Consider the following 15,688-nt stretch of genomic DNA (forward strand, 5'->3'; position numbering starts at 1 on the left):
GCTTTCCAGCCACTCAGATTCAAGCTGGTTCAGTGTTTTTCTGGGCTCTGAGAGCATCTTCAATGTCTTTATGACCCGGTTCATCAGTTATCGTATTTATGGACTCCCAGCCGTACTTCTCTACCAGAAATGCCATAAAAGAGCCTTCTTGGTATGCCGGCTCCGGGTTTTCGTACCATCTCTCATCTGGAATGTGGATCAGATTCCCATTCAAACATGCCTCTGCGACTCTGGAGTCGTCCTTTTGAAGTGCAATGTAAACGGTCAACCCCTCATTCAGCCACTTTGGAATCCCATCCCTGACGGTGTTGGATACGACATAATGTGTGTGGATAAAGATTTGACAGATCTGTTCTGGATTTTTATCCGGACTCAGGATGATGCAATTTTATTCCATCAGCTAAGATCTAAAGCAGGTATTTTCGTTCAAACATGAATATAATATCTCTATGTGAGAATATAAATTTTGCACAGCCTTGCCTCCAGAAACATTCATGTCACCAAGATTTTTAAATCCGGCAACAAACCACAAGCCATGAAAGTTGCAGCAATAAAGAATCATCCTGCGGAAGGTCTTGGCTATATCGAGACCGTTTTTGAAAAGAGGGGAGTGGAATACTACTATGTTGAAGCTTACGAAAATGCATCCATTGATGAATTCGATGCTCTGGTTATTCTGGGTGGACCGATGGGTGTTTACGAGGCCGATAAGTACCCTTTTTTGAAGTGGGAAATGGAACTGATAAGAAAAATATACAGTGAGAAACCGATTTTTGGTATCTGTCTGGGTGCCCAGCTCATTGCGGCGGCACTGGGTGGGAGAGTGTATCCTCACATCAGGGAAGTGGGCTGGAAAAAGGTAAGGAAGGTTAGCAGTGCCGTCCCGTTTCCCGAGGAGATTGAGGTGTTTCAGTGGCATGGTGATACTTTTGATTTGCCGGAAGGGGCTGAACTGATCTACGAGGGAGACGAGGTTACGAATCAGGGATTTATTGCAGGAAAAGCCCTGGCAATTCAGTTTCATGTTGAGATGACCCTCGATCTGATTGAGAAGTGGCTGTCGGATTCCAGATCCCTAAGTGATGACGAGAAGAAGAGGATCATGGAAGAAAGCCGTGAAAAAATTTCAGAACATCAGGAACTGTGCAGAAAGTTCGTTGACTTTTTCCTCAGCATGTGATCAGCTTTCTCTGCGTTCAAGATTTTTCAGCTTCTCGTACAGCAGTGGGAGGAACAGTCCAACATCCGTCACAACTCCGATGGCTTGATGCGTTCCCCTGTCCATGAGCTTTGTCACAGTTGATGGATTCATGTCCACACAGATCGTTTTAACATTGGACGGCAAAAGATTACCCACCGCTATGCTGTGGAGCATCGTTGCCAGCATTATTACCATGTCTACACCTCTCAGGGCCTTTTTCATTTCCTTTTTTGCCACCATCACGTCTGTTATGACCTCAGGCAGCGGGCCATCATCCCTTATTGATCCTGCAAGAATGAAGGGGACGTTGTTCTTTATGCACTCGTACATTATGCCGTCTTTGATTATTCCTTTCTCAACGGCTTTTCTAATCCCCCCAGCCGCTATGATCTTGCTGATAGTGTAAAGATGATGTCTGTTCCCTCCGGCCACAGGCCTGCCCTTGCATATATCCATCCCAAGTGAAGTACCGAAAATTGAGATCTCTATGTCGTGCACGGCCAGAGCGTTTCCGGAGAGGAGAAGGTTGACGTATCCCTCCCTTATCAAAGCTGCCAGAGCGTTTCTTGCGGAGGTGTGGTCGACCGCAGGTCCAGCAACAACGGCAATTCTGCCACCATTTAGCTTCAGTTGATAAATTTCTCCGGCTATTGCCTCTATGATCCTCTCGGTTGGTCTTTCAGATGAAACCTTTCCTCCCATGAACTCGAAGTAGGTTGATTTTCTCGGCCTTTCAGGTAAAACGACTCTAACTCCCCTCTCCCCCACAACGATGAGGTCCCCCTCAACAACCTCATCAATTGCAACGCAGTAAGCTTTTCCGTCCCTTATGGCAATTACCCTGTCCATGCTGATATCCTCAACCTCCAGCCACTCACCATTGTATCTCACGAATGTCGGGTGGTTTGTTGTAACGTAAAATCCTTCGGGCAGAACTTTGTTGGCTGGAGCCCTCGCAAGCTCCACATCTTCAACTTCCACTATTCTGGCCCCTATTTTGTGAAGCTCTTTCAGTATCTCATCCAAATGCTTGTCGTCTTTCCCGAACACTATCATCCTTGCATAGCTGTGATCGTGTTTTTTCTTTCCAATTCTAAACTCGAGAATCTCGAACTCACCCTCCAGATCCAGTATCACATCAAGTGCCTTTGGAAAGATCATCGAGTCTATCAGATGTCCTTCAAATTCAAGTTCCTTGGCCTTCATTAAACATCACCCCATTTCGAAAGATAATTCCTGCTTTCAAGTATGGCACTTTCCTCTCTTGTCTCTATGGTTAAAAAACCTGTGTATTCATCAAGTCTGAACTTCCCGAGATCGACAGTACCCCTTCCGAGGGCAAGATGCTGATCCTGTTTGCCATCGTTGTCATGCAGATGCATGTTAAGAACTCTATCAAAGTTTTCCATGAAAAAGGGATTCTCCTGAATGTTGTAGTGTCCAACATCGATGGTCAGCCCCATATCGGTCGACTCCAGAATGTCGTTCAGAGCCCTCTCCAAACCGTCTTCAATCATTATTGTGTTCTCAAGTGCTAGCTGCACCGGGCACGACTTCACAAAGGGTTTCAGCTCATCCATCAGGACCTTTTCATTGTGCCTGTCGAAGAGTGATCTGTCGAAGAAAAAATTTCCATTGTTTATGAATCCCGGATTCCAGCCGATATGGAATGTCACAACTTCCGCCCCGCACTTATCTGCAAAGTAGCAAACCTTTCTCATCTCCTGGTAGCTTGCCTTCCTCATATCGTCGCTTAAAGAGATGAAGTTTGTGCTTGTTGCCGGGGCATGGATCAGTAAGTCGAGGTCGTAACTCCACTTCAGCTCTATAACCTCTGCATAGCTGAAATTTTTGAGCACATAATACGGATGATCCATCAGAATTTCCACATGTGTGAAGCCATTGTTTGCGGCAAACTCGAAGGCTTCTTTGGGCTTATGTCTAACGTCAGGTTGCATTCCAAGCCTGGGGGATATCACGGTTCCACCATCGTTCCTATACCCTCTTTCGTGAACAGCTCAATTAAAATTGAATGGGGCTTGGAGCCATCGATGATGTGGGCTCTTTCAACGCCGTTTTTCAGGGCTTTGATGACAGCCTCGCACTTTGGAATCATCCCGGCCTTCAGAATTCCAGTGGAAATCATCCTCTCCAGATCCTCAAGCCTGACTCTTGAGATAAGTGAACTGCGATCTTCCGGATTTTTTAGAATTCCAGGTACATCTGTCAGCATTATCAGCTTTTTGGCCTTCAGAGAAGCTGCGATATCCCCCGCAACCACGTCAGCATTTAGGTTGTAGGTGTTGCCAGCGAGGTCGGTGGCAACGGGGGATATAACTGGGATAAAACCGTTGTCGAGAAGAATACGAATGATCTCGGGGTTGACGTACTCCGTCTCACCGACAAACCCGAGGTCTATGATCACCTCATTCTCTCCCTTTCTCATTCGCATTTCCTTCTTTTTAGCCACGACCAGCAGCCCGTCCTTGCCGCTGAGTCCAACAGCCTTCCCGCCGTTTCTTATGAACATCGTCACTATTTTTGAGTTTACCTTTCCGTCCAGAACCATCTCGACAACTTCCATCGTGTCCCTATCCGTGACTCTCAAACCCTCAATGAACTTGGGCTTAAGACCCAGTTTTTCCATCTTTTCTGAGATTTCGGGACCACCGCCATGAATCACCACGGGTCTGATCCCGACAAAGTAGAGAAGAATGATATCCTTAATTGTTTCTTCGAGAACAGAATCGTTGACCATCGCATGTCCTCCAATTTTGATGACCATCGTGGCACCGTGAAAATCCTTTATGTAGGGAAGAGCCTCAATCAGCAGCTCGACATTTTTCATGCCAATTCGTAAAAGGTGAGGTACTTAAGGATTGTTGCATTTGATGAATGTTCAGGCTCCAAGGCTGAATATGGCCTCCCAGATTCTGTCCTCTATTTTTATCCCTTCCTCCTCTTCGTAGGTGTCTATTGCAGCGGTTACAGCCAGAATCTCCTCTTCTGTAAAGTCATTTTCCATGAATATTTCGTCAAGCTTTGCTTTTATTGGTCTGAACACACTCATGTACTCTTTTACCCTTTCAGCTATGTTCCTCTCCTCAACGAACTTTGTATGGATGTTTCCCTTTACAAATTCTTCATCGTTCATCACCGCCATGTGGAACGGGATGTTTGTCTCAACACCTTCGATGACGTACTCGTAAAGGGCTCTCCTCATTCTCGCAATAGCCTCTTTCCTCGTCTCGCCGTAGGCAATCAGTTTTGAGATCATACTGTCGTACTCCTCAGGAATGCGGTAACCCATGTGTATTCCGCTGTCGACCCTGACCCCTATCCCTCCGGGGCTTCTGTAGTGGATTATCCTCCCGCTTCTTGGATAGAAGTTCACAGGATCTTCCGCGTTAATTCTGCACTCTATGGCATGTCCTCTGAGCTGCACATCCTCCTGATCGTGATGAAGGGGTTCATCATCTGCAATCAAGATCTGATACTTCACTATATCGATACCAGTAACTATCTCGGTTATGGTGTGTTCCACCTGGAGCCTTGAATTGATTTCAAGAAAGTAAAATTCTCCGTTCTCATACAGGAATTCGAACGTTCCGGCGTTCGTGTAGCCAATATACTTGGCACCCTTTACGGCAAGGTCCCCCATTTTCTCCCTGAGGGCATCATTCAACGCAGGTGAGGGGGCTTCCTCGATAAGCTTCTGGTGCCTCCTCTGAATGCTGCACTCCCTCTCGCCCAGATGTATGATATTCCCTTTCTTGTCTCCAAGTATCTGCACTTCAATATGCCTGGGCTTCGCAAGATACTTCTCCAGATAGATTGTCGGATCTCTGAAGTAGCTCTCCCCGAGTTTCTGTGATTTTTTGAACGCATCCTCTAACTCCTGAGGGCCGCTCACAACCACGATTCCTATCCCGCCCCCACCACCAGATGCTTTGACCGCCACAGGGTAGCCAATTTTCTCAGCCCAGTCAAATGCCTCATCGACACCTTCCAGTTTTGGGGAACCGGGTATAACCGGCACTCCAGCCTTCTCCATCATTGCTCTTGATCTGACCTTAGAACCGGCAATTCTGAGTATTTCCGGCGACGGTCCTATGAAGACGAAACCCTCCTCCTCACATCTTTCGGCAAACTCGGCGTTTTCTGCAAGAAACCCGTAACCCGGGTGAATGGCGTCGACCTCAGCTTTATCTGCCACCTCAAGGATTTTGTCAATGTTGAGGTAGCTATCTTTCGGACTGGCCTTTCCAATGTAATATGCCTCGTCCGCATACACACGGTGAAAGGCCCTTTTGTCAGCCGAACTGTAGATGGCAACGCTTTCGATTCCAAGTTCTCTGCAGGCCCTCATCACCCTTACCGCAATTTCGCCTCTGTTTGCCACTAGAATCTTGCTGAACATCCAGTTTTATGACTAGAACGCTGGATTTAAAAATCTTTTTTCAAATAGACGCATCAAAATACATAATTGAGAAATAGGACGGTTAAAAATACGTATTGAGTTTGTACCTCATCCCGAAGATTTTATTTTTAATTTAAAATAATTGAATTGTCCACCGAAAACAATTTACAGCGGTTGCGATTTGTGGACATGATGAAAGAGGTTAAGGTGTTTGACACCACCCTGAGAGATGGAGAGCAAATGCCCGGAGTCTCCCTGCCCCTGAATTACAAGGTGAGGATTGCAAAGCAGCTTGACAAACTTGGAGTTGATGTGATAGAGGCAGGTTTCCCTTCAGCCTCCAAGGGCGAGTTTGAAGCTGTTAAAGAAATCAGTTCACTTAATTTGAATGCTGCGGTTTGTGGTCTGGCCAGAATTGTTAAGGAAGATATTGATGCTGCTCTTGACGCTGATGTTGATATGGTTCACATCTTTGTTCCAACATCAAAAATACAGATTGAGCATACTGTCAAAATGAGCAGGGAAGAAATTATCGACAAATCTGTGGAATGCGTTGACTACATAAAGTCACATGGGGCCAAATGCATGTTTTCAGCGATGGATGCGACAAGAACAGAGATTGATTATCTAATGCGAATTTTCAAAGCCGTTGAAGAAGCAAAAACGGATATCGTAAATGTTCCGGATACGGTTGGGGTTGCAACGCCGTTCAAGTTTTATGATTTAATCAGGCAGTTGAGAGAGCATCTGACCGTACCAATAGATGTTCACTGCCACAACGACTTTGGACTGGCTGTTGCAAACACCTACGCTGCCGTTTTGGCTGGGGCAAATGAGGTTCAGGTAACGGTGAATGGGATAGGTGAGAGGGCTGGAAATGCCGATCTGGCTCAGGTTGTTATGATTCTTCACTCAATAGAGAAGATTAAAACCAGCATAAAAACGGAATACCTTTTCGAGACATCAAAGCTTGTTGAGAGGTTAACCGGTATAAAGATGCCGCCAAACACACCCATTGTTGGGGAAAATGCATTCAGTCATGAAAGTGGGATCCATGCACACGGTGTACTTAAAGAGTTTTCAACCTTCGAGCCAGGTGTTGTGACTCCTGAAATGGTCGGACACAAGAGAAGAATAGTTATAGGGAAGCATGCCGGAAGGCACCAGATAAAGAAGATTCTGGAGGATGCCGGATACGTTGTGGATGAGGAGAAGCTAAATCAAATCTTTGAGAAAGTGAAGGAAATAGGGGATAGGGGAAAGAGAGTCACGGATCTCGATCTTTTTGCCATTGCCGAAGTAATTCTGGGCGAGTTGAAGAGAGAAGAGAGAGCGATAAATGTGGAAGAGGTGACGGTTCTCACCGGCAACAAAATAACTCCAACTGCGGTTCTGAATGCAGAGGTATTTGGTGAGAAAAAGGTTACATCCGCAATAGGTGTTGGACCTGTGGATGCATCTCTGAAGGCTGTAACTGGATTGGTTGGGGAGAGTATAAGGATAACGGAGTTCAGGATGGATGCAATAACAGGTGGGAGTGATGCACTGGCGGAAGTGTATGTAACCGTTGAGGATGAAGAGGGCCACTCCTTCACAGCCAGAGGGGCGGCACAGGACATAGTGATGGCATCCATAAATGCGGTTATCAATGCAGTTAACTATCTCCTCAGAATGAAGAAAAAATAGTATAAACATACCCGCAGGAATGTAATCGTGCACGTGATTGTTGGAAGCGGTAGAAAGGCAGAGAGGCTGGCTTCCAGGCTGGCGAATTCTTTGATTATTGATAGAAATCCTGAAAGCGCAGAAGCTCTGAGGAAGAAGGGATTCAGGGTTCTCAATGCGGATGCATCTCGCATTGAAGTTCTTTCAGTGTTCTGGCAGTCCAGGCTAATACTGGTGGATGATGACAATTTCAATTTGAAGGTCGCAAAGGTTGCGAAAACTCTTGGTTTTGAGGATGTGATCGCAATTCCTGAGGATGAAAGTGCCTGCAGCCTTTACGAGAAAGAAGGTATTGAAAAAATCTGTGTGTCAATAGACGCCGCCCTTCTCACGCTCTTTGGAAGAAAGAGGTATCTGGAAACACCGGTTTCCGCGGAATTTGAGGGAACGAGTCTTAAAGACTTTGATCCTGGCGAAGACTGCACCGTGGTTTCCGTATTCAGGGAGGGAAAGATACTCCACCCATACCCCGAGCTTACCCTTCAAAGGGGGGACGTGCTTGGGATAGTCTGTGGAAAGGAAGTTAGAATTTCAAAAAATCCCTTTGACAACATCCTCGTTTTGGGTAGAGAGGAAGATATTGCAAGAGAGGCAAAAATGCTATCTGAAAAGTTCTCGGCAAATATAATCTTTTTCGAAAAGAGTGGAGATGCATATGCCTGCAGTCTTGACGGCAGCTCAGATAAAATTGAGCTTGGTGAAGCGCTGGAGATGCTGAGAAAGGACGATGAGCTCGATCTTATCATCACCTCTTTAAGCAAAAAGGATGAGGAAGGTTTGGCCGGTCTTGTGAGTAAGTTTCCAACTTTAATTGCCACTGGAAAGGAGAATTACAGAAATATTCTCGGGATAGTCAACTCGTTCAGTCCGGACAGGATAATAAGTATGGCAACTGCCTTTTCAAGATACTTTGGCAAGGTCAAGGTCTTACTGCTGGAAGAGGAGCAGTTAAAGCATTTTTCCAAATTCACAGAGAGCGGGCTGGTAGTTGAGGTCTCGAGGGGAAACCCGATGGTTGATACCATAAGGGAGTTCAAAAAAGGATATGATCTCGTGATTCTGTCGCTGAGGAACGATGCAGGAAACATTGACCGTGAAATACTCTGGAGGATCATGCTGGACAGGACCGCATCGGTTCTGGTGGTAGATTGATAGGACAGTTTACCACAATAGCCCTAATATCTTTGATAGCATTCGTGGCACCATTAATTGCTGAAAGAATCAGAATTCCTGCTGTTGTATTTGAAATAATCCTCGGAGCACTTTTCGGTGTCAGTTTTCTTAACGTCATTCAGCAATCGGAGTGGCTTTCGTTTCTCTCCCTTTTTGGACTCATTTTTCTCATGTTTCTCGCCGGTCTTGAGATAGATTTTGACGTTATTGCCAGAGGAAGAAGTATAGCAGCCGTTGCCGCATTCTTCACGATCTCCCTTCTTCTTGCAGTTGTGTCATCCATATTTCTCAATCTCGATCTGTTCTATGCCATAATTCTGACAAACGTGGCAGTGGGGGTTGTCGTTTCTTCCCTTAGAGAGATTGGGGCTGAAAAAGAAGCCTTCGGACAGATAAACATTGCCACAGCTTTCGTCACGGACTTTTCAACGATGTTTCTGCTCTCTCTCTACTTTCTATCCGGTTTTTCTCAGATCATCTTTGCATTTCTGATTATTGTTGCGTTTTTGGCAGCGTACAGATTTGGAAGATTGGTAATCTGGTATTTTCCGAATTTTGTTGCACGGTGGTTCACGAATGAGCCCTCAGAAATTGGTGTGAGGGGGAGTCTGGCGATTATGATCCTCTTTGTCGGGTTGAGCTACCTTCTCGGTGTTGAGGCAATTCTCGGAGCCTTTCTTGCAGGCGTTTTGCTGTCGCTTACTTTCAGGGGAGGTAAAAAGCTGTATGAGAAACTATACGGTATGGGATACGGATTCTTCATTCCCATCTTTTTCATCAAAACCGGAGCCGAGATAGATGTGGTTGCAGGACTGGAGATGCTCAGGATGATCGTAATGCTTCTGATAATTTCCTACGTCATCAAGGCCGTCCCGTCTCTTATATTTTCAAAGGAGTTCGGAATCAGAAATGCTGTGTCGATGGGATTTTTGCAATCAACAAAGCTGAGCCTGACGATCGCTGGTGTGGCAATTGCCCTTTCTGCGGGAGTGATAAGTGAGATTGAATCATCAGCTCTTGTAACGTTTACAGTGATCTCCTGCCTTCTTTCGCCAACTCTTTTCAGACTAACAAAAAAATCAGCCGAACTTCCGTCCGATAACTAGGTAGCCCGTATGCCAGACCTTCGTTGAAGTTCTTGTTCCGACCCTCTTTATGTCCAGATCAACCCTGAGCAGCTCGAAAGCCTCTATCTCCCTGAAGTCCTTACGCTCCATAGCCCTGTACACTTCCCTCGCAGCTTCTATGTACGGATTGTAGACGGCTATGTATCCGCCCGGTTTCAGAATCTCCTTCGCCTTTGGGATGAACTGAACGTCATCTTTCATGTCAAGCACAACCAGATCGAACTCGGCCCTCAAACCCTGGGCAACAAAGAGGGCATCACCGACGACCTGGTGAATGTTTTTCAGTCCGGCGCTCTCGAAATTCTTTCTGGCAATCTCAGCAAAATCTCTTCTTTTCTCAACCGTCAGAACCTCTCCAAACTTGTTAAAATAGGCCAGGTAAGCGGCAAGGACCCCGCTTCCAGTTCCGGCATCGAAAATCAGCGAATCGGGAGAGAGGCCAGTGTAGGCGATTATTGCGCCAATATCCTTCGGCATTATCGGTGTGGCCCCCCTTTTGAAATGCCTGAAAAAATCAGACGGCCTGAATGGGAGTATTTTATACTTGACTCCAAGATGTGTCCTCACCTCATCGCCGTAATTCTTCCCCCTGAGTTCTTCCAGTTTGATTATTCCGTGGTGGGTGTGGAGAGTCCCCTCAAATTTTTCGATTAGAAAGCTGTATCTTCCCCTAGAAAGTACTACTGGTGGCTCCATTTTCACTCTTGAAGCTTCATCAAGGCCTCTGCAAGGTCTCCTCCCGCCTCCTCCAAGGCTCTTCTTGCAGTCTCCTCATCCACGTTTGCCTGCTCCATGATAAGCTTCACATCCTCATCGCTGATTCTGGGTGGCCTCTTCATGACCTCGTACTCGCCCATAACCTGAAACGTCTCAACACCCCTTGCGGAAATCTTGGACACGCTGGGATTTCTGAAAATCAGCTCTTCATCGCTCGTTCTTATTATCACCTCTTCGGCGTCAAGCTCCTCCATCTCTATACCCATCTGCTTCATCATTTTTTTCATCTGTTTCGGGTTCATTGGAAGCATGGAGAGTATTGGATTGACAGTTAAATAACTTTTTTATCCAATTTTTAACTCCCGCTGCAAACAGGAAATCAGATAATCTGAACCGGAAAAGGAACTTGATAAAAATTAAGAATGCTACTTATTCATGCTTCTTCTCTTCCTGACAAAGCTTCCTGCAATTGCCAATCCAACGATCGCAAGGATTACTGCAAATATTAGCACATAGGGCTTTGATGGTTTGACATCCAGTGATATAACGATTGAGTTTGTGGTATGCTTGTATCCGTTCTCATCGTAATAGACTATCTTGACCGAGGCAGGATAGCTACCCTCGCCTGCATCCTTGTCAACATCCACCCTGAACCTGACCTTGGCAACATCCCCGGGTTTCATCGTACCAACAAAGTACTTACCCGGCTGTGCCTGTCCGATCATACTTCCCAGAGAACTCGTACCCGCAACAGACAGTGGTGCAGAAACTTCGAGCATTACAACAGCGTTGTATATCTCTGCATTGCCCGAATTCTTGATTTCTATAAAAACATCTCCTGTGGAGTCGGGATGAAGGTCGCTTTTCACGGACACAACCTGAAATGTGGCCAGTTTGGGTGCCACGTAAACGGGAAACTCGGCAACACTGACGAGATCGCTGGCATACTCCGTATCGAAGGATTCAACAAGATACAGCAGATGATTTCCGGCAGTGGCATCATCGCTCACAGCCACCCTGAACACGGCCTTTTCACCAGAATTCTCAATGTACGAAGTTGAGCTGAGGGGTGAGAGTGTGGAATCGGGGGAAATCAGGTAAAGTCTGACATTTCTTGCCCCCTCACCAGCAAGAGTTACTTTAATATCGCCCACCAGCCCCACTCCAAGGTTGGAGGTTTCAACTCTCCTTACCTCCAGAGCGGGAGTGGGTTTGACATCGACATTAACGTAAATTTTCGGGCTTGCAACCTCGTCACCGTAAGGGTCTCTGTATTTGATTATTATGTAGCCGAGATAGCTCCCGGTTGGGGCACTTGATGTTATGTAAAATGTGACATTCCGACTCTCGCCCCTTTTCATGTCTCCAAGATAGGGGGTGCTCGCTGAAGTTATGAGCGGGTTATCGAATATGAGGGTGGCGAACGCATCCCTGATCTCCTCTCCAGTATTGGTGATCCTTACCGCCAGGAACCCTCTGGAGGGAATGGTAATGACGTTCTGAGTACCAGTGCTTGGCTGCTTCGGTGCTTGGTTGGGTATCGGAATTGATAGGGATGGCATCTGGATCTTCTGCTCAACCCTCAGCGTTTTTGCAGAGCTGAGAAACTCGTCAAGCTTTTCCACCCTGAAATATCCGGTACTGGTTATTTTCAGTCCCAGCGGCTTTGAGATTTTGGCAGGCATCCCCGATGACGTTCTGAAAACTGCAACAAGCTCTGCCGGATATGACTGGAGAAAAACGCCATCTGGAACGTAAACTTTAAATGATGCGGTTACTTCCTTCCCGTTCTCCAGATCGCCGGTGTAAACGCTCATCGCTTTCGGGTTGAGCATGATCGGTGGAGTTGTGTTGAGCAGAAGTACAGTATCGTACAGAGTTTTGATACCGCTGTTCTTGATTTTAATCGTCACAACACCCTCTCTTCCTGCAACGAGTTTGGAACTTACAGATTCGATTGTAAAATCGTATTCTTTCTTTTCAATTTTTATTTCAACTGAAACGCTATCGGTCTGACCGGTTTTGTAGTTGAGAGTGACGTTTCCTCCTGCATCAATGTTTGCCAAGATCTTCGTGTAGTGGATGTCCAGCCTGAGATCGTAGTCACCCTCTCTTGCATCCTTGTTCACGTCAACGACGAGGTTTACGGGCCTCACTCTACCGCACGGCAGGTCTCCCACGACTATCTGGTCACTTTCCACTCTAATAACCGATGCTGACGGCTCCAGTCTAACGTCCTTGGCGGTGGTGAGAAGCGGTATTATCTGGGACGTGTTTTCGTTTACGGGCAGAGGACTGCCTGCCCATCCTGTAATCTCGCACTCAAGTAGAATTGTGATCTGCCTCTTTTCTCCCGGATGCAGCACATTAGTCCCAGCCATACTGGCGTGGAAATCCATGTTTGTTTCAAAGCTAAAAGCAGATACTTTTGCAAAAAGCAACACCAGAACGATGAGTAACAGCCATGACCGCATGACCTCTCTGCTTTAAAAAAGTATATAATTTTGTTGTAACCAGATAAGTTACAATGCGTAACATCATTGAGTCTCTGAAGAAACTCGGATTTACAGAGTATGAGGCGAGAGTTTATGCGGCACTGGCTTTGAGGGGGGAGGCCACTGCAAGTGAAATCCACAAAACAAGTGGAGTGCCGAGAACGAAGGTTTACGAGGTGTTGAAGTCCCTGGAGTCAAAGGGATTTGTTGAAACCATAAAAAGCTCACCTGCCTCGTTCAGAGCAATTGATCCCGAGATTATACTTGAGGACTACAAAGAGGAGATTCTAAGCACTGTTAACTCAGTGGTGGAGTTTCTGAAAGATGCCAAGCACGAGAAATTCATACAGCATCCGGTATGGTGCGTGAGAGGGTCAAGTGGAGTTAGAAACAGAGCGAAGGAACTTGTCGTGAACAGCAGGGATCTCATAGTTATCACTTCAAGGAGAGATTTTGTTGAAAGAATTATGGATGCCAGAGGAGAGGAGACCCGGATTGTTATCGTTACGGACGATTCCACCAAGTTTAATGGTGTTGAGGCTGAGGTCATGGAGATAAGAAGGGACTTCAGAGCGATATTTGATGAGACAGTTATAGATGGGATAAAATACAGGTTCGAAATTCTGCTGATTTCTGATGGCTACGAGTCTTTCGGAGTTTACAGGGTTGGCGATGAGGTAATTGGGGTAAGCATTAAGCTTCCGCTGATAATCCTCTTTCAGAAAATGGTATTTCTCGGTCTGCTGGCAGGAAAATGACTTTAAACCTTACCCGTACATTTCTCATGCATGAAATTTTCAATTTGAGAAGGGAGATGAATATTGACGATTATATCGAGAATGTAAGGCCCATTGTTGAAGCTGTGAGAAATGAAGGGGATGCAGCGCTGATAAGATTCACAAAACAGTTTGATGGGGTGGAAATTGAAGATTTAAAGGTTGGCGAGAGGGAGTTTGAAGAAGCCTATGAAACGGTCAGTGATGATCTTATCGACGCTCTGGAAACGGCAAAGGAGAACTTGGATCGCTTTCACTACGTCACAGCAGTTGAGAGGGAAATGAGAATAGAATTTGAGGACTGTCTGATGGGTAAAATATACACGCCGATAGAGAAGGTCGGAGCTTACATTCCCGGAGGTAGAGCCAGCTACCCGTCAACAGCTCTCATGATTGGTATTCCCGCAAAGATTGCGGGAGTTGAGAGGCTCATAGCCTGCACACCACCTGATAGTGAGGGCAGAATCAACCCGCTAACCCTCGTTGCTCTGGACATTGCCGGATTTGATGAAGTTTACAAAGTTGGGGGAGCACAGGCAATTGCTGCGATGGCTTACGGAACTGAAAGCATACCGAAAGTATACAAGATAGTTGGACCGGGGAACATTTACGTCACCGCAGCGAAGCTGCTGGTTGCGAAGGATGTGGCAATTGATATGCCTGCAGGCCCTTCAGAGATTCTTGTTATTGCAGATGATACTGCAAATGCAGAATTTATCGCCTATGATTGCCTTGCCCAGCTTGAGCACGATCCTATGGCTGTAGCTGTTGTTCTGACGACGTCAAAAGACCTTGCTGAGAGAATTGGGGAACTGGTGGAAAAGCACAGCATCTCTGAGAATTTCAGAGTAGCAGTTGTTGAAAGCATTGAGAAGGCAGTCGAAATATCCAATGAGTTTGCTCCCGAGCATCTGACAGTGGTTGTAGAGAATGCAGAAGAGTGGTTGAGCAAAATCAGAAATGCCGGCAGTGTTTTTCTCGGAAATTACTCCCCCGTTGCCGCTGGCGATTATGCATCTGGCACCAATCATGTTCTGCCAACGGCAGGCTTTGCGAGGATGTTTGGAGGGTTGAGTGTCGAGAGCTTCATGAAGCACTTCACTTTCCAGATGCTGAGCGAGGAGACGATGAACAGAATTGGAGATGCAATAATTAAGATTGCTGAAGCTGAAGGGCTGAGATTTCATGCTGAAAGTGTGAGGAAGAGGCTTGGGAAACAGCTTTAGGCTGCAAAACCATCAGGTTGCACATTGTCCTGATGCTTACACTTACAGAACAGTTAAGGTTATATAATAGCTGTAAAGTATGTAACTATGCGACTGAAAGTTGAGCTGACACCCTCCGAAGGTGTGGCCAAGGTTGACCTGAACTATTCCTACTATCTCTCTTCTCTCATATACCGGGCGATAAGGTCTGCGGACAAAACCCTTTCACTGGAGCTCCACAGGCCTTATGGTCCAAAACTCTTCACTTTCAGCAAGCTTTTTGCCGAAAACTTCAAAATTGATGGAGAACGGATGTGGATTGAGGGCTCAGCCCACTTCTTCTTCTCCTCGCCAAAGAACGAGATGTGCGGGAAGTTCGTTGAGGGGCTTCTAACGAACCCTGAGGTAAATATCGGAGAAGCGAGGTTTTACGTTTCGGGTATTGAGGTTTTGAGGGAGAAAAAGATAAGTGGAAGGGAGAAGTTCGTTACTTTGAGTCCCATAGCGGTCTCAACCGTCGAGCGGCAGGGTTACTCCAGAAAAAGCGTTGACCTCTACCCATCAGATGCGAGATTTTATGAGATTATAAGGAGAAACCTCGTGAAGAAATACGTGGCTCTTCACGGCATCGAGCCAGAGGACGTGGAATTGAGTATAAAGCCAATTGCCGTGAAACCGAAGAGGCTGAGGATAAAGAATACGTTTCATCGCTGTTCAGAGATGGTTTTCGTCGCAGAAGGGAGTAAAGAGCTGATGGAGGTTGGTTACAAGGCAGGTTTTGGGGCAAAGAACAGCATGGGGTTTGGGATGGTGAAGGTGGTATGAGCAGAAGTGATTTGATCAAGTAAT

The 15,688-nt window shown here is 46.2% G+C and carries 15 protein-coding genes; 7 read left to right on the forward strand and 8 right to left on the reverse strand.

Going from position 1 to position 15,688, the window contains the following annotated elements:
* Positions 1 to 19: 19 nt before the first annotated feature.
* Positions 20 to 268, reverse strand: a complete 249-nt coding sequence (locus tag JFQ59_RS10925; protein WP_202320504.1) for a hypothetical protein — start codon at positions 266 to 268, stop codon at positions 20 to 22.
* A 267-nt stretch (positions 269 to 535) separates the two neighbouring features.
* On the opposite strand from JFQ59_RS10925, the gene JFQ59_RS10930 reads away from it, so the two are divergent.
* A complete protein-coding gene (locus JFQ59_RS10930) occupies positions 536 to 1,180 on the forward strand; it encodes a type 1 glutamine amidotransferase (RefSeq protein WP_202320505.1) in 645 nt (214 codons plus the stop codon).
* Here JFQ59_RS10930 and JFQ59_RS10935 read toward each other — a convergent pair whose 3' ends face one another.
* The 4 genes from JFQ59_RS10935 to JFQ59_RS10950 are packed head-to-tail and all read right to left on the reverse strand — an operon-like array spanning position 1,181 to position 5,621.
* A complete protein-coding gene (locus JFQ59_RS10935) occupies positions 1,181 to 2,407 on the reverse strand; it encodes an ornithine cyclodeaminase, nickel-pincer nucleotide-dependent (RefSeq protein WP_202320507.1) in 1,227 nt (408 codons plus the stop codon).
* The gene (locus JFQ59_RS10940; protein WP_330999878.1) at positions 2,407 to 3,180 is read right to left on the reverse strand and encodes a sugar phosphate isomerase/epimerase family protein; all 774 of its coding nucleotides are present in this window, start codon (positions 3,178 to 3,180) and stop codon (positions 2,407 to 2,409) included. Before JFQ59_RS10940 ends, JFQ59_RS10935 begins: the two co-directional genes overlap by 1 nt.
* Complete coding sequence (gene argB / locus JFQ59_RS10945) at positions 3,177 to 4,049, reverse strand: acetylglutamate kinase (protein ID WP_202320508.1); 873 nt, start codon at positions 4,047 to 4,049, stop codon at positions 3,177 to 3,179. The genes JFQ59_RS10940 and argB overlap by 4 nt, the downstream gene beginning before the upstream one ends.
* Positions 4,050 to 4,100: 51 nt before the next feature.
* Positions 4,101 to 5,621: an acetyl-CoA carboxylase biotin carboxylase subunit gene (locus JFQ59_RS10950; RefSeq protein ID WP_202320510.1), complete on the reverse strand. Its 1,521-nt coding sequence runs from the start codon at positions 5,619 to 5,621 to the stop codon at positions 4,101 to 4,103.
* 192 nt (positions 5,622 to 5,813) lie between these two features.
* Between JFQ59_RS10950 and JFQ59_RS10955 the strand changes: the two genes are divergently transcribed.
* Genes JFQ59_RS10955 through JFQ59_RS10965 form a run of 3 tightly spaced genes read left to right on the forward strand, consistent with a single transcriptional unit; the run spans position 5,814 to position 9,625 of the window.
* Complete coding sequence (locus JFQ59_RS10955) at positions 5,814 to 7,307, forward strand: 2-isopropylmalate synthase (protein ID WP_202320552.1); 1,494 nt, start codon at positions 5,814 to 5,816, stop codon at positions 7,305 to 7,307.
* 27 nt (positions 7,308 to 7,334) lie between these two features.
* Positions 7,335 to 8,498, forward strand: a complete 1,164-nt coding sequence (locus JFQ59_RS10960) for an NAD-binding protein (protein ID WP_202320512.1) — start codon at positions 7,335 to 7,337, stop codon at positions 8,496 to 8,498.
* Positions 8,495 to 9,625: a cation:proton antiporter domain-containing protein gene (locus JFQ59_RS10965; protein WP_202320513.1), complete on the forward strand. Its 1,131-nt coding sequence runs from the start codon at positions 8,495 to 8,497 to the stop codon at positions 9,623 to 9,625. Before JFQ59_RS10960 ends, JFQ59_RS10965 begins: the two co-directional genes overlap by 4 nt.
* On the opposite strand, the gene JFQ59_RS10970 is transcribed toward JFQ59_RS10965, so the two are convergent.
* From JFQ59_RS10970 to JFQ59_RS10980, 3 genes are all read right to left on the reverse strand, one after another.
* Entirely contained in the window at positions 9,599 to 10,342 is a 744-nt protein-coding gene (locus tag JFQ59_RS10970; RefSeq protein ID WP_202320515.1) for a tRNA (adenine-N1)-methyltransferase, read from the reverse strand. The genes JFQ59_RS10965 and JFQ59_RS10970 overlap by 27 nt on opposite strands.
* A 2-nt stretch (positions 10,343 to 10,344) precedes the next feature.
* Positions 10,345 to 10,674: a nascent polypeptide-associated complex protein gene (locus JFQ59_RS10975; protein ID WP_202320517.1), complete on the reverse strand. Its 330-nt coding sequence runs from the start codon at positions 10,672 to 10,674 to the stop codon at positions 10,345 to 10,347.
* Positions 10,675 to 10,788: 114 nt separating this feature from the next.
* A complete protein-coding gene (locus tag JFQ59_RS10980; RefSeq protein WP_202320518.1) occupies positions 10,789 to 12,837 on the reverse strand; it encodes a COG1361 S-layer family protein in 2,049 nt (682 codons plus the stop codon).
* Between the two features lie 53 nt (positions 12,838 to 12,890).
* Between JFQ59_RS10980 and JFQ59_RS10985 the strand changes: the two genes are divergently transcribed.
* The 3 genes from JFQ59_RS10985 to cas6 all read left to right on the forward strand — a co-directional run bounded on the left by JFQ59_RS10985 (position 12,891) and on the right by cas6 (position 15,664).
* Positions 12,891 to 13,616 (forward strand): TrmB family transcriptional regulator, encoded by a 726-nt coding sequence (locus JFQ59_RS10985; protein WP_202320520.1) that lies wholly within the window; start codon positions 12,891 to 12,893, stop codon positions 13,614 to 13,616.
* A gap of 26 nt (positions 13,617 to 13,642) precedes the next feature.
* Positions 13,643 to 14,860, forward strand: coding sequence for a histidinol dehydrogenase (gene hisD / locus JFQ59_RS10990; protein ID WP_202320522.1), 1,218 nt, complete (start codon positions 13,643 to 13,645; stop codon positions 14,858 to 14,860).
* Between the two features lie 87 nt (positions 14,861 to 14,947).
* Positions 14,948 to 15,664: a CRISPR-associated endoribonuclease Cas6 gene (gene cas6 / locus JFQ59_RS10995; protein WP_202320524.1), complete on the forward strand. Its 717-nt coding sequence runs from the start codon at positions 14,948 to 14,950 to the stop codon at positions 15,662 to 15,664.
* Positions 15,665 to 15,688: the final 24 nt, after the last annotated feature.

The sequence above is a fragment of the Archaeoglobus neptunius genome (genome assembly GCF_016757965.1).
In the GTDB taxonomy this organism is placed as follows: Archaea; Halobacteriota; Archaeoglobi; order Archaeoglobales; family Archaeoglobaceae; genus Archaeoglobus; species Archaeoglobus neptunius.